The organism is Streptomyces sp. GLSS-08, from assembly GCF_056387915.1.
Window position 1 is genome coordinate 119,411 of sequence record NZ_JBWJAQ010000002.1, and the last position, 17,831, is coordinate 137,241.

Below are 17,831 nucleotides of genomic sequence, written 5' to 3' on the forward strand. Positions count from 1 at the left end.
CTTGATCAGGGCGCGGCCGCACGCGGTAACGGCGCACCCCCGCAAGGGGGTTGTGCCGTTGTCCCACCATCGTCCGCGGAGGGGTCAGGAGAGGCAGCCGACGTGCGCCAGGGCCTGCCTGAGCAGGACTCCGTGGCCGCCCGGCATCTCGTTGAGGACCATCGGCGACGACGCCTCCTGGGGGCTGAACCAGACCAGGTCGAGCGCGTCCTGCCGCGGGCGGCAGTCACCGGTCACCGGGACGATGTAGGCCAGCGACACCGCGTGCTGCCGGGGGTCGTGGTACGGCGTGACCCCGTGCGTCGGGAAGTACTCGGCGACGGTGAAGGGCTGCAGGGACGCGGGGACCCTGGGCAGTGCCATCGGGCCCAGGTCCTTCTCCAGGTGGCGCAGGAGCGCGTCCCTGACCCGCTCGTGGTGCAGCACCCGGCCGGAGACGAGGGTACGGCTGACCGTCCCGTCGGGCCCGATGCGCAGCAGCAGGCCGATGCTGGTGACTTCGCCGCTGTCGTCGACGCGCACGGGTACGGCTTCGACGTACAGGATCGGCATGCGCGCGCGGGCCTGGTCCAGTTCGTCGGAAGTCAGCCAGCCGGGCGAGGTCTCGGTCATGTCAGACATTCGTTGATCATACTTTCAGCGTCCCCCGCTTCGCTCGTACGACTCCGAGCCGATCGCGGACGCGCCTCGCGGCACGCCGCACAAATGCTCCCCGACCGGACGGCGGAGGTCTAGAGTGAGTCGAAATATTTTGTTGAATTACAAACCATATGTGACGGACAACGGAGGAGCCCCCTCATGGAGCCTGTGGACCTGGCCGCGGTCGAGGCGGAACGCGCACGGATCCGGGAGACGTACCTGGTGACGGCGGACCGCCCGGCGAGTTCCGCGCGGGGCGTGCACCACGTGGCGCTCCTCTCCTCGGACGTGGAGCGGACCGTGCGCTTCTACCAGGAGACCCTGGGGTTCCCGCTCACGGAGATGATCGAGAACCGCGACTACAAGGGCTCCACGCACTTCTTCTTCGACCTGGGCAACGGCAACCTGCTGGCCTTCTTCGACTTCCCCGGACTCGACCTCGGGCCGTACGCGGAAGTGCTCGGCGGACTGCACCACCTCGCCATCTCGGTGGACCCCACCACCTGGCGGCGGCTGCGCGAGCGCCTGGTCGCCGCCGGCGTCGACCACCAGGAGGAGAGCGGCACCTCGCTCTACTTCCGCGACCCCGACGGCGCCCGGGTCGAGCTGCTGGCCGACCCGCTCGGCGAGATGTACGGCACGACCGTGCTCTGAGGGGGTGTGACCGAGATACGCGCCAAAGGGGCAACGGGATGATCTTGAAGCCCTGATCCGCTCGGATCTACGTGCGGCGACGTGCAGCGGGGTCGCGTTCGGCGACGTGCCGAGCGACCGAGTCGACGCCGGGCCGTGCGTATCGCTCCAAGGAACGGACGGAGGCGTGGCGGGAGCGGGCCAGCAGCATCGGGGTTGAGGTGCCGTCCTCGGCGTCGTGCGTCAGGGCACTGTGCCGGAGCCGGTGGAGCGTCCACCCGTCCAGGGACTCGATGTCCTCGGATGAGGCGAGGGGGTTGGCCAGCAGGCGGGTGTTCTCCTCGAAGATCTCCTCGGCCCGGCGGTAGGAGAGCCGGGCCCGGCCGGTCTCCGGGCACACGTCCAACGTCGGCGTCCCGGCGGGGGCCTTGCGGTCGGTGAGGAACAGCGGGCCGCGGGTACGTCGGGCGATGAGGCGGGGCAGGAGCTGGGCGGTGCCGGACTGCCAGTGAATCCACTCGGTCGCCCCGCCTTTGGCGGTGATCTTCCCGCGTTTGTCCTGCGGGTACAGGTCTTCCACGTTCAGGCACAGCACCTCGTCGGCCCGTGCGGCGGACTCGTAGAGCATCTTCCACTGCGTCTTCTCGCGCAGGGCGACGTCCAGGCGCCACAGGGCGGCGATCTGGTTCTCCGCGAGGGCCTTGGTGCGGTCCGGTGGTGCCGGCCGCCGCTCGATGCCGATCGTCGGATCGCGTTCGATCCAGCCCTGGCGCTGCCACCAGCCGATCGCCTTGCGCGCGATGGACAGCTCCCGGTTGACGGTGTCGGCGTCCATCTCGTCCGCCCTGGCCGCCGCCAGCTCGGCCAACACCTCAGGCAGGGATGGGTCGTCGATCGCGGCGACGGGGAAGACGGGCGGCTTCGCGCCCCGGCGGGCGGGCCCGGTCGGCGCCGGTTCGCCGGCGAGCATCCACCCCCACGTCGTCAGCGAGATCCGGTAGATCCGCGCGGAGGACTTCGCGATGCCCGCGCCGGTGAGGTACCGCTCGACCGCCGCGCTGTAGGACGACGGAGGGGCGGACAGGGGCACCACCCGGGCGCGCGGCAGCCGGAGCGAGCCCCCACTCCCGAGTTCGGTCACCGGTTCGATCGCCACGTCCACCCCGCCCTTCCGGCACTGCCGCAGTAAATGCGTACACCTCACCCCGGCGGCCGGAATCGTCCGCCGCAGGTCGCGGTGATCACCGTAGAGGCTCTGCCGCAGTAAATCCGGCATTTACTGCGGCAACACCCTGGCAGGGCGTCAGGGCCCAGAAGTCCGATAAGTCGACCTCGATGCGGCATCCCTGCTACCGCATCCGCTGCTCGATTGGCCCTCACCCCGAGCCAGCGACCGACCGTCACGTTGACTACAGAGAGCTACTCGCTACTTCGCCGTAGCTTCGAGAGAGCAGGGCCGGGTCAGCCCTGGTCCTTCGCCCTCGCCGCGTAGACGGGCACGTACTCCTGGCCGGAGACCTCTGCTATTGCCAGCACGATCAGGTCAGAGACAGCCCTTCGGGCACCGGCGTCAGCAGCGGAGTCCTCGTACAGGGAGAGGTCGACGGGCTTGCCGAAGGTGACCTTGACCTTGGCCGGACGCGGAAGTACGCGCCCGGGCGGCAGGACGCGATCGGTGCCGCTCATGGCCACCGGCACCACGGGCGCGCCGGACTTGAGAGCCAGCCATGCCACGCCCGTCTTGGCCCGGTAGAGCCGGCCGTCCGGGGAGCGTGTGCCCTCGGGGTAGATACAGAAGACGCCGCCGTCCTTCACCACCCCAAGACACGCGTCAAGCGAGGCTACCGCCGCCCGTTGGTTCTCGCGGTCAACTGGAACCTGCCCACTGCCCCGCATGAAGGACGAGACGATCCGCGTCGGCCAGGAACCTCCTGCAAAGTACTCCGCCTTCGCCATGAAGGTCACCTGTCGGTCCAGCACCAGCGGCAGGAAGGTGGAGTCCACGATGGACAGGTGGTTGGACGCGAGAATGACGCCGTTCGACTGCGGCACATTCTCCAGGCCCACGGCTTCGAGCCGCGCCGCGGTACGCAGCACCGGTCCGGTCAGCCGCTTCAAGTGCTCATACATCAATCGTTCCTCTATTGGATCTGTGCCGGGTCCGCGGCGAGCGAACGCTGCAGGCTGGGCCGCGCCACAAGCAGGACGGTGCCGTCCAGTGCGACGATCACCGCCCCGGCCACGCTGACGAGAAGCGGGACCGAGCGCCGCAGCCGCCCGGTCATGAGGCCATCGGCCGGAGATGGGCGTCCAGCGCAGCTTCGATCAACCGGTCGTGACTGTCGGAACCCTCGCCGCCAAGGGCGAGTTGCAGGCTGCCCCAGGACCGCAGTTGGGCGATGCCGTGCAGGTTCGCCCACAGGGCAGCCGCGGTGACTGCCGCCGAAGGCTCCAGCGCCTGCGCCCGGCACCGAGCGACGAGCTCGGTGAGGCGCTGGAACATCGGGAGCGTCGCCTCCCTCAGCCGAGGCCCGTCCGGAGTGCCACTCTGCTCGCCGCTGTCGAGCAGGTCGTGACGGAACATCAACTCGAACATGCCGCGCCGTTCCAATGCGTAGGTGACGTACACCCGCGCCAGCGCCGCCAACTCATCACGCGGCACGGCAGTACCTGCCGCGGCGGCGGCGGACCGCGCACCCAGCTCCTCGAAGCCTCTGCGCGCGATGGCCGACAACAGCGCCCGGTGTGTCGGAAAGTAGCGCCGCGGCGCACCGTGCGACACACCTGCCCGGCGGGCGATCTCCCGAAGACCAACCGAAGCGGTGCCCTCAGACAGCACCAGCTCTACGCCGGCATCGACCAGTCGTTCCCGCAGGGGCCCTTCAACATCCATAGACAGTGTCTACCAGACATTCATAGACACCGTCTACCGCCAACTCATCTGCGCGGACTGAGGGCTGGAGGTCCGCATGGTGCCGTGCGCCGTTTGCTCGGCCTGCGATGCAGGCCGAGCCGGCTACACGGGGTGCCGGTAAGAACGCTGTCACCAGCCGCAAACGGCGGTGATCAGTCCTCTACAGCCGCAAGCTCGCCGCCTCGCGCGGCATGCGCCCGCTGGGCTGGAACGTGGACACCAAGGACTTCGAGCAGCCGGGCGCGGACGCCATCGTCGCCACCGTCGAGCGGGAGCTGCCCAACGGGCCGACGCTCCTCTTCCACGACGCGGGCGGCGACCGCTCCCAGACCGTCGAGGCCCTGCGCCGGATCCTTCCCGAACTCAGGGATCAGGGTTACTCGTTCGGCTTCTCGGTGCGTTGAGCGTCGTCGGCGCCGGCCGAGCCCAGCGGCCGAGCATCGCCGCGCGTCAGCGACCACTGCCACTGCGACTGCGACTGCGACTGCGACGAGTTGATCTGAAAAAAGATCTCGGCTTCGGCAACCCTTTGCAAAGTCTGTGACGACAAGGAGTCGGATCCGGCCTTCGGGACCTGGATCCGCCTTTGTCTGGTGAACGGCATGCAAGGAGAGCACCTCCCCATGAAGAACCCCACGACCGGCGGGCGCCGCGGGCGTCACCGTCGGCGCTGGACCGCGACCGGCCTGCTGCTCGGCGCACCCGCCCTCGTCGTGCCGTATCTCCTGTTCACGCAGGAGGACTCGCAGGCCGCGACGGTCGACGGCGATGCCTACTACCGGCTGGTTTCGGTGCGCAGCGGCAAGGTGCTGGACGTCGACGGCTTCTCCACCGCCGACGGCACCCGCATCCAGCAGTGGACCGACCAGAACACCGCCAACCAGCAGTGGAAGCTGAAGCCCACCGGGGACGGCTACTACGAGCTGATGAACCGCAACAGCGGCAAAGTGCTGGGGATAGCGGGCAATTCGACCACCGAGAGGGCCGCCGCCGAGCAGCAGACCGACAGCTCCGCCGCCTCCCAGGAGTGGCGGATCGACGATGTGAGCGGCTCCGACGCCGTCACCTTCACCTCCCGCAGGAGCGGCCTGGTCCTGGACGTCTCCGGAGGCTCCACCGCCCAGGGTGCGACGGTCATGCAGTATCCCGACAGGCACAGCACCAACCAGCAGTGGAAGCTGGTGAAGACGGCCGAGACCCCGTCGACCGGGACCGGTGGGGCGCAGACCACGGCCGCGGCCGGACCGTATGCGTGGAAGAACGCCCAGGTGGTGGGTGGCGGTTACGTCACCGGGCTGGTGTTCAACCAGCGCGAGAAGGGGCTGTTGTACGCGCGCACCGACATGGGCGGCGCCTACCGCTGGGACACCGGGGCCGAGCAGTGGATCCCACTGACGGACTGGGTGGGCGAGAAGGACTGGAACCTGCTGGGCATCGACTCGCTGGCCACCGACCCCGTCGACCCCAACCGGCTCTACATCGGGGCGGGCACCTACACCAACGGCTGGGCAGGCAACGGCGCGGTCCTGCGCTCCACCGACCAGGGCCGCACCTTCAAGCGCACCGAGCTGCCCTTCAAGCTGGGCAGCAACGAGGACGGCCGCGGGGCGGGCGAACGGCTCGCGATCGACCCCGGCAACCACACCACCCTGCTGCTGGGCACGCGCAAGAACGGCCTGTGGCGCAGCACCGACAGTGGCGTGACCTGGGGGCAAGTCTCCTCGTTCCCCGTCAAGGACGGCGCCGGCAGCGGCGCGGGAATCTCCTTCGTGACGTACGGCCCGGCCGGCAGCAAGGACGTCTACGTCGGCGTCGCCGACAAGTCCCGCTCCCTCTACCGCTCCACCGACGGCGGCAGCACCTGGCAGGCCGTCTCCGGGCAGCCCACCGGCCAGATGCCGCAGCACGGTGTGCTCTCCGGTGACGGCTCGCTGTACCTGTCGTACACCAATGCCGTCGGACCCAACGGCGTCACCGCGGGCTCGGTGTGGAAGTACACGCCGACGGGCGGCTCGTGGAAGAACATCTCGCCGTCCCAGGGCAGTTACGGGTTCTCCGGTCTGGCCGTCGACCCGCAGAAGCCGTCCACGGTGATGGTCACCACCCTCGACCGCTGGTGGCCCGGGGACGAGATCTACCGGAGCACCGACGGCGGCGCGAACTGGAAGGCACTGTCCGACAAGTCGGAGCGGGACGCCTCCGGCGCTCCTTACGTCGGTACCGACGTCGGGCACTGGATGACCGCCCTGGCCATCGATCCCTTCGCCTCCGGGCACGTGCTGTACGGCACCGGCAGCGGCATCTGGCGCAGCAAGAACGCCAATGCCTCGGACACCGGTGGCACCAGCCACTGGACCATCGGGGCCCAAGGGCTGGAGGAGACCGCCGTGCTGGACGCGGTCGCCCCGCCCGGCGGTGCCACCGTCATCTCCTCCATGGGCGACCTGGGCGGTTTCCACTACAGCACCTCCAGTGCCCTGACAAAGGTGCCCGCCGGGCGGCTGAAGAACCCGATGATGGTCACCAGCACGAATATCGACTTCGCCCAGTCCAACCCCTCGATGATGGTCCGCGTCGGCCGGGGCGGCACGCAGGACGGCGCCTACTCCACCGACGGCGGCAGCAACTGGACCGGCTTCAAGTCGGAGCCGGTGGGCAGCGCCGACAGCGGCCATGTCGCGCTCTCGGCCGACGGCTCCGCCATCGTCTGGACCGAGGACGGGCAGGCCCCGTACCGCTCGACCGACAAGGGGGCAAGCTGGTCGAAGGTCGGCGGCCTGGGCACCGGCGCCGTGGTCGTCGCCGACCGCTCCTTGGCCAGGACCTTCTACTCACTGGCCGACGGCACCCTCTACGCCAGCACCGACGGCGGCGCGACCTTCAGCGCTCGCGCCACCGGCCTGCCCGCCGGCAAGCTCACGGCCGTTCCCGGCATCGCCGGGGACCTGTGGATCGCCGACGGCGGCAAGGGGCTGCTGCACTCCACCGACGGCGGCCGGACGTTCACCACGCTCACCACGGTGAAGTCCGCCTCCGCCCTCGGCTTCGGCAAGGCGGCACCCGGCGCCTCCTACCAGGCCCTGTACCTGATCGGCACCGTCAAGGACGTCACCGGCGTCTTCCGCTCCACCGACATGGGCGCCACCTGGCTCCGCGTCAACGACGACGCCCACCAGTGGGGCAACATCGGCGGCACCGCCGTCGTCACCGGCGACCCCGACATCTTGGGGCGCGTCTACGTCGGCACCAACGGACGCGGTCTCCAGTACGGCGACCCGTCCTGACCCCGAGCCGTTGAATCCCTGCACTCCCTGCACGCAACTGTTCTTGAGTTAGCTCGGGAGTGGTTGACGAGATCCCGTCCAATCGGAAGATCGGGCGGGATCTTCGTCGTTTCCGGGTGGTGCTCGATGCGGTGTCCGAATGTGCGGGACGGCACGGGTGGCTGCTGGTGGGGATTCCGCCGGGGGATCGGAACCACACGCTGCGTGAGCGCCTGCCCCGACTACCGCGGTCCTGGGGCGCGGTGACGCTCCGTCAACTGCCGAACCACACCAGCCGCCCGCTGGACTGCACGGAGGCCCCCTCGTTCCGCGAAGCGGTGACCGCCGACCCCCGGCGCCACTTCGACTCCCGCCGGCTTCTCGACCACGTGGCGCACGAGTCGCTGGACTTCGAGCCCGGCGGCGGTGACCCCGGCGCCGGGCGGGATCACGACGGTCCCGCCCTGGTCGGGCCGCCCCGGAGACGACCGGACTCCGCGCCGGCGATGAGTTCTCGCGCCCGCCGGAGTCTTCCCTGTGCCACCGCTACCGCGGGGGCACCCGCGGCAGGAAGGAACACCCCATGACCACCACACACACCCTCACCGTCCCCGGCGTGCGCCTGCACTACGAGGTCCGCGGCGCGGGCCCGCTGCTGTTTGTGATGGGAGCGCCGATGTCCGCCGCGGCCTTCGCGCCGTTGGCCGACGCGCTGGCCGGCGACCACACGGTCGTCACCCACGACCCGCGCGGCATCGGGGGCAGCCTCCTCGACGATCCCGGGCAGGACTCCACCCCCCAACTCCGGGCGGATGACGTCGCCGCCCTCCTCGACGCCCTCGGAGCGGAGTCCGCCGACGTGTTCGGCAGCAGCGGGGGCGCGGTGGCCGGGCTCGCCCTGGCCGCCCGGCACCCCGGCCGGGTGCGCACGCTCGTCGCGCACGAGCCGCCCGTCCTCGGCCTGCTCCCCGACGCAGCGGAGCGGCACGCCGCGACCGAGGACATCATCGAGACCTTCCACAAGGAGGGTGTGGGAGCGGCGTGGGCGAAGTTCATGGCCGTGTCCACAGCCCCCGGCGCCGTTGCGGGCCAGCCCTCGGAGTCCTCCGGCGGCCCGGAGTCCTCGGCGTCCCGGGAGTCCCACGAGCCCTCGGCGCAGGATCTCGCCGACAGCGCCCACTTCTTCGCCCACGAACTGCGCGGCACCACCCGCTACATGCCGGACATCCCGGCGCTGACGTCCGGCCCGGGGCGTGTCGTGGTCGGAATCGGCGCCACGTCGGGACCGCTGCTCACCCACCGCACGTCCACCGCGCTGGCCGGACTGCTCGGCACACCGCCGGCCGAATTCCCCGGCGGCCACGGCGGCTTCATGGAGCAGCCCGAGCAGTTCGCCCAGGTCCTGCGCGAGGTACTGGCGGGCGGGGGAGACGGCGGTCCCGCAGCAGGCTGACCGGAGCGGCACGGAGGGCACGGAGCCGCCGGGACCGTACAGCGGGTCGCGTGGCCAACTCCCGCGCACGTCAGCGCAGTGTGTCCGCCCAGTTCGCCGGGACGCGTCCCGCGGGTCCCGGCACCGGCTGCTCGGCGGGGTGGCACAGCGGCGGAACCAGGTCCGGGCCCGACTCGTACAACTCGGAGCTGTCGAAGTTCCAGAACCAGTTCTCGCCCGGTTCGAAGCTGCGGATGAAGGGGTGCCCGGTCTCCCGCGCGTGGGCGGAGGCGTGCTTCGAGGGCGAGTCGTCGCAGCAGCCGATGTGACCGCACTGGGCGCAGCGCCGCAGATGGAACCACCATCCGCCGTCCGCGTCGCAGTCACCGCACCCCGTGCCGCTCGGCGGGGCGCTGGGATCGATTCCGGCGGGCAGGGTCATGATGGCTCCTCGGGTGTGTCGGGTTCCGCGGCGGTCAGGGGGAGGCGGACCTGGAAACGGGTGTCGCCCGGTACGGACCGCACCTCCAGATGACCGTGGTGCTTGTTGACGACGATGCGCCACGAGATGTCCAGGCCGAGGCCGGTGCCCTCACCCACCGGTTTCGTGGTGAAGAACGGATCGAAGATGCGGTCGCGGATCTCCACGGGCACCCCGGGGCCCGTGTCCCGGAACTCCACCACGAGCCGGTCCCGCTCGAGCGCCGTCCGCACGGTCAGCGTGCCGTCACCGTCCGTGCTGTTCATGGCCGAGACCGCGTTGTCGACGAGGTTCGTCCAGACCTGGTTCAGCTCGCCGGGATAGGCCGGGATCCTCGGGAGGGTGCGGTCGTAGTCCTTGACGACGGTGATGCGGGAACCGATCTTCCCGGACAGCATGAGCAAGGTGCTGTCGAGCAGTTCGTGCACGTCGCAGACCTGGTACGGGGCCCGGTCGAGCTGGGAGTACTGCTTGGCCGCGTCGACGAGATGCGAGATGCGGGCGGTGGAGTCCTCGATCTCGTTCATGAGGAGCTCGGTCTCCACGGTGTAGTTGAGCCAGCCCACGGCACCGGGCAGAATCTCCGCGTCGACGGCCGCAGCGACCTGGTCGAGCCAGTCGACGTCGAGGCCGGCCTGCACGAAGGTCGGCGCGAGCCGCCACCCCTCGGTGATGCCGTGGTCGTCGAACCAGTCGCTGAGGGCGTCCTCCCGGTCGGACGCCTCCAGCGGGCTCAGCGCGGGGGCCTTGGCGACCCGCTCCGCGGTCCGCTCCTGCAGTTCGATGAGGCCGGCCAGGGCTTCGCGCGAGAAGGGGCCCGTGGCGATGATGCCGAGTTTGTGCCGCATCTTGGCCACCCGCTCCCGCAGGGACGAGGTGGCCCGCACCGCCGCGGCGGCGGGGTTGTTCAGCTCGTGGGTCAGGCCCGCCGACAGCGAGCCGAGCGCCAGCAGCCGCTCCCGCTGCCCGATCACCTGCTGGGTGTTCCGCGAACCGAAGAACAGCCCCTCCAGCAGATGCACGGCCATCGGGAACCAGTCCTGCATGATCGCGGCGAACGTCTCGGCGGGCAGCACGAAGAACCGTGCGGGCTCGGTGACCCGCATCGAGCTGTTGTAGACCGGGCGCACCCGGTCGCCCAGGTAGGCCTGCATGGCGCCCGAGTACACACCACGCATGGAGCTGCGGCTGATCTCCACGTCGTCGTCGCCGACCCGGCGCGAGAGCACCACCGTGCCCTCCAGGAGCACGAAGAAGCACGTGGCGGGCTCGCCCTCGGTGTAGACCGGGCCCGGCTCGAACCGCTCCACGCGGCCCTCCCGGCACAGCCGGTCGAGCTGGTCGCCGTCGAGCTTCTCGAAGAGGAACAGCGTGCTCAGCTCGGCGGCGCTGCACGGCACCGGCCGCCCGCTCACGACTGCTCCAGATAACGGTGGACGAGCATGACGGCCATGGCTCCCTCTCCGACCGCGGACGCGACCCGCTTCGCGGACTCGGCCCGCGCGTCACCGGCCACGAACACGCCGGGCACGTTGGTCTCCAGGTGGTACGGCGGCCGGTCCAGCTCCCAGCCCGCCGGCGGCTGCCCGTCCTCGGTCAGGTCGGGACCGGCCACGATGAACCCGCGCGGGTCCCGCAGCACGGTCCCGTCCAGCCAGTCGGTCAGCGGCGCCGCGCCGATGAACACGAACATCCACTGCGCGTCGACGAGTTCGGTCTGCCCGCTCGCCACGTCCCGCAGGGTCAGCTGCTCCAGATGGTCCGAGCCGTGCGCGGCCTCGACGACCGTCCCCGTGCGGACGCCGATGTTGGGCGCCTCCTCGATCTGCTGGATCAGATAGTGCGACATCGACGCGGACAGCGACGAACCGCGCACCAGGATCGTGACCGACTTCGCGCCCCGCGCCAGATGCATGGCGGCCTGCCCGGCCGAATTCGCGCCACCGACGATGTACACGTCGTGGCCCTGGCAGGAGGCCGCCTCCGTGAGCGCCGAGCCGTAGAACACCCCGCACCCGGTCAGGTCCGCCAGCCCCGGTGCCGCCAGCTGCCGGTACGACACACCGGTCGCCAGGATCACGCTGTGCGCGGCGATCGCCGAGCCGTCCGAGAACCGTACGGTGCGCGACGCCCCGGTGACCTCCAGGCCCGTCACCTCCCGCGCGGTGAGGATCTCGGCGCCGAACTTGGCGGCCTGCCGCCGCGCGCGGTCGGTGAGCTGCGCCCCGGACACCCCGTCCGGGAAGCCCAGGTAGTTCTCGATCCGTGAGCTCTGTCCCGCCTGCCCGCCCGTCGCCGACCGCTCCACCAGAACGGTCCGCAGCCCCTCCGAGGCCCCGTACACCGCCGCGCCGAGGCCGGCCGGGCCGCCGCCGATGACGACCAGGTCGTAGAACTCCGCCGTCGGCGTCGTGGCCAGCCCGACGTGCGCCGCGAGGTCCGGGTCCGCGGGCTCCACCAGCGGTGTGCCGTCCGGTGTGATCACGAGCGGGAGCCGCTCCGCGTCCGCTCCGGCGGCGGACAGCAGACGCCGCCCCTCCGGCGTGTCCGACGAGTACCAGCGGTACGGCACCTGGTTGCGGGCCAGGAACTCCCGGACCCCCGACGAGCGTGCGGACCAGCGGTGCCCGACCACCTTGCAGACCGGCACGGGCCGGTGGTCGGCGGCCCGCCACGCTTCCAGCAGTTCGTCCAGGACCGGGTACAGCTTCTCCTCGGGCGGGTCCCACGGCTTGAGCAGATAGTGATCCAGGTCGATCACGTTGATCGCGTCGATCGCCGCGTTCGTGTCGGCGTACGCGGTCAGCAGCACCCGCCGCGCCCCCGGATACACGTCGAGGGCCTGCTCCAGGAACTCGATGCCGTTCATCTGCGGCATCCGGTAGTCGGCCAGGATCACCGCCACCTGGTCGCCGCGCAGCTTCAGCTCGCGCAGCGCCTCCATGGCCGCCTCACCGGACTCCGCCCGCACGATCCGGTGGGCCTCGCCGTAGCGGCGCCGCAGGTCACGGGCCACGGCCCGCGACACACCGGGATCGTCATCCACGGTCAGAATGACGGTCCTCGCGGAACCGGCCGCCTGTGCCATACGTCTCCCACCCCGAGCAGGTCGTTGTACTCGCTCAATCGTATGTATGAACGGTCACCTTCGCTTCTGAACCGCCGCCTGCCCGGTCGGCGCGGGTCAGGCGGGTGGCCCTGCCTCCTCGGCCGGGGGCGGCAGCTCCGCGCGTACCCGGGGCAGCACGTTCGCCACGAAGTCCTGCACGGCCGTGTCCAGGCCGATGTCGTGCTGAGCGTGCTCGGACAGGTACCAGCGGTGCTCCAGCAGCTCGTGGTAGAGCTCGGCCGCGTCCATCGTGCCGCGCAGCTCCCGCGGCACGGCCCGCACGGTGGGGCGGAACACCTCGCGGACCCAGCGGTGGGCGAGGACCTCGGGACGGGCGGCGAGCGGATCGCCCGGCGCGTAGTCCTCCTGGGTGGCCATCCAGCTCTCCAGGTCGTTGAGCAGCCGGCGCGCCTGGTTCTCCTCGGCGTCGAGACCGGTCAGCCGCAGCAACTGTCGCTGATGGTGACCGGCGTCGACGACCTTGGGGACGAAGGTGACGGTGTCGCCGTTCGGCGAGTGCCCTATCTGCATCTCGGCGACGTCGAAACCGAGGTCGTTCAGCCGCCGGATCCTGCGGTCGATGTAGTGGTGCTTGCCCGCCGGATACACGGAGGTACGGGTCAGCTCCTGCCAGAGGCCCTGGTAGCGCGCGCAGATCTCGTTGCCGAAGTCGATCGGGTCCACGGAGGGATGCAGCGCCCCCGCCGCCTCCAGGTCCAGCAGCTCGCCGCTGATGTTGACCCGGGCCAGGTCGAGGTCGTACTCGCGCTGGCCCTCGCTGAGCCTGGCGTGCAGCTCCCCGGTCTCCGCGTCGACCAGATACGCGGCGTAGGCGCCCGCGTCGCGCCGGAACAGCGTGTTGGACAGCGAGCAGTCGCCCCAGGCGAACCCCGCCAGGTGCAGCCGGACCAGCAGCACGGCGAGCGCGTCCATCAGCCGGTGCATCGTGGCGGGACGCATCGTCGTCTCGAACATCGACCGGTACGGCATCGAGCCGCCCAGGTGCCGCGTGATCAGCACCGGCTCCAGCGGCCCCTCGGCTCCGGTGCGACCGGTGACCACCGCGAGCGGGTCCACCGAGGGGATGCCGAGCCGGTCGAGGCCGCGCAGCAGCTCGTACTCGCGCAGCGCGGGACGCTCGGCGAGTTCCTTGACGGCCACCACCTCGGTACCGGCGCGCGCGTAGCGCACCACGTGCCGCGAGATACCGCGCGGGAGCGGCACCAGGAGATGCTCGGGCCACTCCTCCAGCGGCAGTTGCCAGGGCAGTTCGAGCAGGAGCGCGGGATGCTCCGGGTTGGTGGCGCTGATCTGCAATGCCATCGATGTGCTGCCCTCACCTCAGGGTCGACGTATCGCCGCAGGAGCATCTCCGCATCCGCGCGCCGGTTTCGTCAACCGGGTGCCCGAAGGGTGGGCGGCCGCGGGGCCGTTACGGGAGGGACGCGGCGTCGACCAGGTCCGTCAGCGCCGCGGTGAGGCGGGCGAGCCCCGGACCGGCAGAGCCGCCCGGCTCGCTCATGTAGGTGTCCCGCCGGATCTCCACCATGAGGGCGCTCACACGTGGTTCCCTGCCGTGGAACTCCAGCGGCACATAGGTGCCGGAGAAGGGACTGTCGGTTCCCGTGCCGCCGAGTCCCGCGCAGGCCTTCCGCGCGGCCGCCAGCAGCCCGGCAGGCGTGTGGAAGGAGTCGGTGCCGAGACAGACCGGTGGACGCGGGCCGTCGCCGTGCAGTTCGTACGGCAGCCGGGCCGTCGGGTAGGAGTGGACTTCGATGACCACCGCGCGCCCGGTGGCCGCCAGCCGGTCGGCCACCGCGTCCGTCATCGCCCGTGCGTAGGGGTGGAAGTAGCGGTCGATCAGCGGTTGCGGGTCCACGTCGTCGGGGCGCAGCGGCGCGCGTCCCGTGGTGCGTGTGTAGACCGCGCCCATCCCGACGGCCAGCATCTCCCTCGCTCGTCCGGGAAGCGCTCGGGGTCGACCACCAGCCGGGACAGCCGGTTGACGAGCCGCCAGGGTGTGACCCGGGCGGATCGCGCGACGAGCGCGGCCAGTTCGGCGGTGTGCGCGTCGGTGATGTGGTCCAGTTCCCGCTCCAGCGCGGCGTCGTCGAGGAGGATGCCGTCGCGTACCGCGGCCGGTATCGCCCGCGCGGAGTGGGGCACGTGCAGCAGCACGGGGGAGTCGGTGGCGCCGGGGAGGACGTCGAAGGACCGGGGGGACCGGGAGGTGTCGTTCACGGGACGATTGTCGCGGTGGGCCCCGGCGTCATCTCACCACGCCGCCGTGGCGGGCGTAGTGCTCGATCAGGGCCTGCCGGGTCGTTTCGAGCCGGTGGGCCAGGATGGCGCCGATCGTGCGGGTCAGCGAGAGCTCAAGGGCCGGGTCGTCGGCGCACAGCGCGAGCACCGCGTCCGCCTCGAACTCGTAGGCGCGCACGGGGCTGAACGCCTCGGCGCCGAAGTCCCACCGGTGCGGCGGGAACAGCCAGGACCAGCCGAGCAGGTCGCCCGGCCCCAGCGCCGCGACCGAGATCCGCCGGTCCGCGACGACCTGCTGGTAGAGGGAGACCGTGCCGGACCGGACCACCCAGAAGCGGTCCGCGTTCCCCCCGGCCTCGAAGATCCTGCCGTCCGCGGGGAACGCGACCTCCCGGGCCACGCCCATGAGGCGTTCGCGATGGTCGGCGGAGAGTGCGTGCAGCAGCCGGAGAGCAGTGGGCATCGCGGACCTCCGTCGCGCCGCCCCGGGAGAGTCCGCTCCGGGGGAGTGGGGCCCCGGGCCTGTGACGGGATTGGCGCATCTCGTACCGGTTGTCTTCCGTCACCCTCCATTGGAGCGGACTCCGCGCGTTCCGTCGCGCCGGAGGCCGGAATCCTTGTGTTCACCGGCCTCCGGGGCACCGGTGGTCACGGTTTGCGGGCCACGCCCCCGTGCACGTCCGTCGGCTCGGGCGAGGTGCCCGGGGCGGGCCGCCACAGCGGGCAGGACACCACGCCGGGCTCGACGAGCTCCAGGCCGTCGTAGAACGCGCTGACCTGCTCGGGGCTGCGCAGCACGTAGGGGACGGCGCCGGTGTCGTCGTAGCCCTGCTGGGCCTCCTTGAGCGCGGCGTCGGTGTCCGTGCTGTCGTAGTGCACGAAGCAGCTGCCGGGCGGCAGGGCGTCCTGGAGGCGCCGGACGATCGACTTGGCCTCCTCGTAGTCCTGGATGTGGCCGAGGATGCCCATGAGCATGAGGGCCACGGGCCTGCCGAGGTCCAGGATCCGGCCCGCCGCCTCGATGATCTTCTCGGGCTCGCGGAGATCCGCGTCGATGTAGTCGGTGACGCCCTCGGGCGTGCTGGTCAGCAGCGCCTGTGCGTGGCGGAGGACCAGGGGGTCGTTGTCGACGTAGACGATGCGGGACTCCGGCGCCACGCGCTGGGCGACCTGGTGCGTGTTGTCGTACGTGGGCAGGCCCGTGCCGATGTCCAGGAACTGGCGGATGCCGAGTTCACCGGCCACGAAGGTCACCGTGCGGACCAGGTAGTCGCGGGAGGCGCGGGCCATGGTCTCGATGTTCGGGGCGACCTCGCGGTAGGCGTCGCCCGCCGTCCGGTCGACCTCGTAGTTGTCCTTCCCGCCCATCCAGTAGTTCCAGATGCGGGCCGAGTGCGGGACGGTGGTGTCGATCTTGGACAACGCCTCCTGGTCGGGGAGGGGCCGGCCGTCTGCCATGGGAGTCTCCTGCCGTGCGTCTCACGTGGTCTGCCACCAACCTATCGACAACTGCCGCTCGGAAGGCGCGAGTTGGGGGCGACTGGGTGGCTGGTGCGCAGGGTGTGGCCGAATACGTCGCACGGTTGGGGCGTCCGGCGCCCGCGGGCGCCTGTGACGTGCGGCCCAGGCGGAGCGGCGGTGCGGCTCGCGCGGACGGCTCGCTCCGTGACGGCCGGTTTTCCTCGGTGGGGGACGACCCGCACGGGGACGACCCGCACGGGGGCAGCCCGCACGGCGAGAGCGCCGTGCGGGCTGCTCGGTGGTGCGGGCGCGGTGGCGGCCGCCGCCCGCACTTTTCGGGGTCGGCTCCGTGGATCCGGCCCGCGTGTCAGGAGATCAGGAAGTCGGCCTGGCCGGACTTGACGCCCGCCAGGAAAGCGACCATCTCGGCCCGGGAGTAGACCAGCGCGGGCCCCTGCGGGTCCGTGGACTGGCGGAGGGCCACACTGCCGTCGGCCAGCAGCTTGGCCTCGACGCAGCTTCCGCCGTTCGTGCCGCTCCAGGGCTTCAGCCAGCCCTCGGTTCCCAGGTCGGTGGCGGTGACGCCGCTGCGGACGGGGCCCGTGGATTCCATGGTCACAACTCCTTACGCAGTTCAGCCAGGATGTCCCTGGTCCGAGTGACCGGCTCCGCCTGCACGGACATCCGGTCCAGCACTTCGAGATAGGTCACGACGTCGGCGGGCTGGTCGACATAGACGGCGCCCGCGAGGCTCTCGGTGTAGACGACGTCGGGCAGTTCCGAGAAGCCGAAGCGGAAGTAGTGGAACGGGCCGAAGGCGCCGGGGTGTGCCCCCACGCCGAAGCGCATGATCTGGATCCTGACCTTCGGCATGTCCAGAGCCTCGGCGATGCGGTCGATCTGGGAGCGCATGACCGCGGCCCCGCCGACCGGCCGGCGCAGCACCGTCTCCTCCAGGACGGCCCAGACGGCGGGCGCGTCCGGCTTGGCGAGCAGATCCTGGCGCCTGGCGCGCAGATCGACCCGGCGGGCGATCTCCTGTGGCGACTCGTTGGGGAAGCCGACGTGCAGGAGGGCGGCGGCGTACTCGCGCGTCTGCAACAGGCCCGGTACGTAGTGCGGCTCGTAGAGACGGATGACGCTGGCTTCGCTCTCCAGACTCACGTAGGCGCTGAACCACTCGGGCAGCACGTCGCGGTACTTGTACCACCAGCCCGGCCGGTTGGCCTCCCTGGCCATGGCGAGGAAGTCGTCCACCTCGGTCGCCGGGACACCGTAGGTGCGCAGCAACTCCTTCACGTACGGGATACGGAGACCGACCTCGGCCTTCTCGATCCTGCGGACCGTCAGGGGGGTGACCTCGATGGCCCGCGCCGCGTCCTCGAACGAGACTCCGGCCCGTTCCCGCAGGTGCCGAAGCCGCTTGCCGAGAACGATCCGCAGGACGGTCGGCGCACTGCCGCCGGAACGGTTGTCGCCCACGTCCTGCCTCCCGGTACGGCCGTCACAGCGTGCAGTGTGGCACGCGGCGGCCGACAGAGACAGGGTGATGCGAATCGTTCTGAAATTATCAGAACGCAGGTTGCGACCTGAGTCCGTCCGCCACCATAGTGATCGGTGAACCTGTCGCCCGGAGA

General features: G+C 70.7%; 16 protein-coding genes and 2 pseudogenes. 4 read left to right on the top strand and 14 right to left on the bottom strand.

Annotated features, from left to right (window positions below; translation table 11 throughout):
* Window positions 1-84: 84 nt before the first annotated feature.
* Window positions 85-612: an NUDIX hydrolase family protein gene (locus tag AC0ZLC_RS03175; protein ID WP_476750728.1), complete on the bottom strand. Its 528-nt coding sequence runs from the start codon at window positions 610-612 to the stop codon at window positions 85-87.
* Window positions 613-798: 186 nt separating this feature from the next.
* On the opposite strand from AC0ZLC_RS03175, the gene AC0ZLC_RS03180 reads away from it, so the two are divergent.
* On the top strand, window positions 799-1,293 hold the full coding sequence (locus AC0ZLC_RS03180; RefSeq protein ID WP_476750309.1) for a VOC family protein: 495 nt from the start codon (window positions 799-801) through the stop codon (window positions 1,291-1,293).
* 67 nt (window positions 1,294-1,360) lie between these two features.
* Here the strand turns inward: AC0ZLC_RS03180 and AC0ZLC_RS03185 are convergent, their stop codons facing one another.
* The 4 genes from AC0ZLC_RS03185 to AC0ZLC_RS03200 form a co-directional block, all read right to left on the bottom strand.
* Entirely contained in the window at window positions 1,361-2,428 is a 1,068-nt protein-coding gene (locus AC0ZLC_RS03185) for a tyrosine-type recombinase/integrase (protein WP_476750310.1), read from the bottom strand.
* Between the two features lie 305 nt (window positions 2,429-2,733).
* A complete protein-coding gene (locus tag AC0ZLC_RS03190) occupies window positions 2,734-3,402 on the bottom strand; it encodes a lysophospholipid acyltransferase family protein (RefSeq protein ID WP_476750311.1) in 669 nt (222 codons plus the stop codon).
* Window positions 3,403-3,413: 11 nt separating this feature from the next.
* Complete coding sequence (locus tag AC0ZLC_RS03195) at window positions 3,414-3,557, bottom strand: hypothetical protein (protein WP_476750312.1); 144 nt, start codon at window positions 3,555-3,557, stop codon at window positions 3,414-3,416.
* A complete protein-coding gene (locus tag AC0ZLC_RS03200) occupies window positions 3,554-4,165 on the bottom strand; it encodes a TetR/AcrR family transcriptional regulator (protein WP_476750313.1) in 612 nt (203 codons plus the stop codon). The genes AC0ZLC_RS03195 and AC0ZLC_RS03200 overlap by 4 nt, the downstream gene beginning before the upstream one ends.
* 182 nt (window positions 4,166-4,347) lie before the next feature.
* Here AC0ZLC_RS03200 and AC0ZLC_RS03205 point away from each other — a divergent pair.
* The 3 genes and pseudogenes from AC0ZLC_RS03205 to AC0ZLC_RS03215 all read left to right on the top strand — a co-directional run.
* Window positions 4,348-4,590: pseudogene (locus tag AC0ZLC_RS03205) on the top strand (polysaccharide deacetylase family protein); the annotation flags it as partial.
* A gap of 219 nt (window positions 4,591-4,809) precedes the next feature.
* A complete protein-coding gene (locus tag AC0ZLC_RS03210; RefSeq protein WP_476750314.1) occupies window positions 4,810-7,470 on the top strand; it encodes an RICIN domain-containing protein in 2,661 nt (886 codons plus the stop codon).
* A 562-nt stretch (window positions 7,471-8,032) separates the two neighbouring features.
* Window positions 8,033-8,902 carry an alpha/beta fold hydrolase gene (locus AC0ZLC_RS03215; protein WP_476750315.1) on the top strand — a complete coding sequence of 290 codons (870 nt, stop codon included), beginning with the start codon at window positions 8,033-8,035 and terminating at the stop codon, window positions 8,900-8,902.
* A 70-nt stretch (window positions 8,903-8,972) separates the two neighbouring features.
* Here the strand turns inward: AC0ZLC_RS03215 and AC0ZLC_RS03220 are convergent, their stop codons facing one another.
* From AC0ZLC_RS03220 to AC0ZLC_RS03260, 9 genes and pseudogenes are all read right to left on the bottom strand, one after another.
* A complete protein-coding gene (locus tag AC0ZLC_RS03220; protein ID WP_476750316.1) occupies window positions 8,973-9,323 on the bottom strand; it encodes a UBP-type zinc finger domain-containing protein in 351 nt (116 codons plus the stop codon).
* Window positions 9,320-10,777 (bottom strand): ATP-binding protein, encoded by a 1,458-nt coding sequence (locus AC0ZLC_RS03225; protein WP_476750317.1) that lies wholly within the window; start codon window positions 10,775-10,777, stop codon window positions 9,320-9,322. The genes AC0ZLC_RS03220 and AC0ZLC_RS03225 overlap by 4 nt, the downstream gene beginning before the upstream one ends.
* Entirely contained in the window at window positions 10,774-12,450 is a 1,677-nt protein-coding gene (locus tag AC0ZLC_RS03230) for an NAD(P)/FAD-dependent oxidoreductase (RefSeq protein WP_476750318.1), read from the bottom strand. The genes AC0ZLC_RS03225 and AC0ZLC_RS03230 overlap by 4 nt, the downstream gene beginning before the upstream one ends.
* Before the next feature lie 96 nt (window positions 12,451-12,546).
* Entirely contained in the window at window positions 12,547-13,794 is a 1,248-nt protein-coding gene (locus AC0ZLC_RS03235; protein ID WP_476750319.1) for a DUF4032 domain-containing protein, read from the bottom strand.
* Between the two features lie 109 nt (window positions 13,795-13,903).
* Window positions 13,904-14,712 (bottom strand): annotated as a pseudogene (locus tag AC0ZLC_RS03240) (N-formylglutamate amidohydrolase).
* A gap of 28 nt (window positions 14,713-14,740) precedes the next feature.
* A complete protein-coding gene (locus tag AC0ZLC_RS03245) occupies window positions 14,741-15,196 on the bottom strand; it encodes a cyclic nucleotide-binding domain-containing protein (RefSeq protein ID WP_476750320.1) in 456 nt (151 codons plus the stop codon).
* A 185-nt stretch (window positions 15,197-15,381) separates the two neighbouring features.
* Window positions 15,382-16,191: an SAM-dependent methyltransferase gene (locus AC0ZLC_RS03250; RefSeq protein WP_476750321.1), complete on the bottom strand. Its 810-nt coding sequence runs from the start codon at window positions 16,189-16,191 to the stop codon at window positions 15,382-15,384.
* A 370-nt stretch (window positions 16,192-16,561) separates the two neighbouring features.
* Window positions 16,562-16,807, bottom strand: coding sequence for a DUF397 domain-containing protein (locus AC0ZLC_RS03255; protein WP_476750322.1), 246 nt, complete (start codon window positions 16,805-16,807; stop codon window positions 16,562-16,564).
* Between the two features lie 2 nt (window positions 16,808-16,809).
* Window positions 16,810-17,676 carry a helix-turn-helix domain-containing protein gene (locus AC0ZLC_RS03260; RefSeq protein ID WP_476750323.1) on the bottom strand — a complete coding sequence of 289 codons (867 nt, stop codon included), beginning with the start codon at window positions 17,674-17,676 and terminating at the stop codon, window positions 16,810-16,812.
* Window positions 17,677-17,831: the final 155 nt, after the last annotated feature.

Excerpts from the sequence above, each read along its gene's own strand:
- AC0ZLC_RS03210 (WP_476750314.1), top strand. The coding sequence starts at position 4,810 with ATGAAGAACCCCACGACCGGCGGGCGCCGCGGGCGTCACCGTCGGCGC.
- AC0ZLC_RS03200 (WP_476750313.1), bottom strand. The coding sequence starts at position 4,165 with ATGGATGTTGAAGGGCCCCTGCGGGAACGACTGGTCGATGCCGGCGTA.
- AC0ZLC_RS03190 (WP_476750311.1), bottom strand. The coding sequence starts at position 3,402 with ATGTATGAGCACTTGAAGCGGCTGACCGGACCGGTGCTGCGTACCGCG.
- AC0ZLC_RS03215 (WP_476750315.1), top strand. The coding sequence starts at position 8,033 with ATGACCACCACACACACCCTCACCGTCCCCGGCGTGCGCCTGCACTAC.
- AC0ZLC_RS03175 (WP_476750728.1), bottom strand. The coding sequence starts at position 612 with ATGACCGAGACCTCGCCCGGCTGGCTGACTTCCGACGAACTGGACCAG.
- AC0ZLC_RS03195 (WP_476750312.1), bottom strand. The coding sequence starts at position 3,557 with ATGACCGGGCGGCTGCGGCGCTCGGTCCCGCTTCTCGTCAGCGTGGCC.
- AC0ZLC_RS03180 (WP_476750309.1), top strand. The coding sequence starts at position 799 with ATGGAGCCTGTGGACCTGGCCGCGGTCGAGGCGGAACGCGCACGGATC.
- AC0ZLC_RS03245 (WP_476750320.1), bottom strand. The coding sequence starts at position 15,196 with ATGCCCACTGCTCTCCGGCTGCTGCACGCACTCTCCGCCGACCATCGC.
- AC0ZLC_RS03255 (WP_476750322.1), bottom strand. The coding sequence starts at position 16,807 with ATGGAATCCACGGGCCCCGTCCGCAGCGGCGTCACCGCCACCGACCTG.
- AC0ZLC_RS03230 (WP_476750318.1), bottom strand. The coding sequence starts at position 12,450 with ATGGCACAGGCGGCCGGTTCCGCGAGGACCGTCATTCTGACCGTGGAT.
- AC0ZLC_RS03235 (WP_476750319.1), bottom strand. The coding sequence starts at position 13,794 with ATGGCATTGCAGATCAGCGCCACCAACCCGGAGCATCCCGCGCTCCTG.
- AC0ZLC_RS03220 (WP_476750316.1), bottom strand. The coding sequence starts at position 9,323 with ATGACCCTGCCCGCCGGAATCGATCCCAGCGCCCCGCCGAGCGGCACG.
- AC0ZLC_RS03250 (WP_476750321.1), bottom strand. The coding sequence starts at position 16,191 with ATGGCAGACGGCCGGCCCCTCCCCGACCAGGAGGCGTTGTCCAAGATC.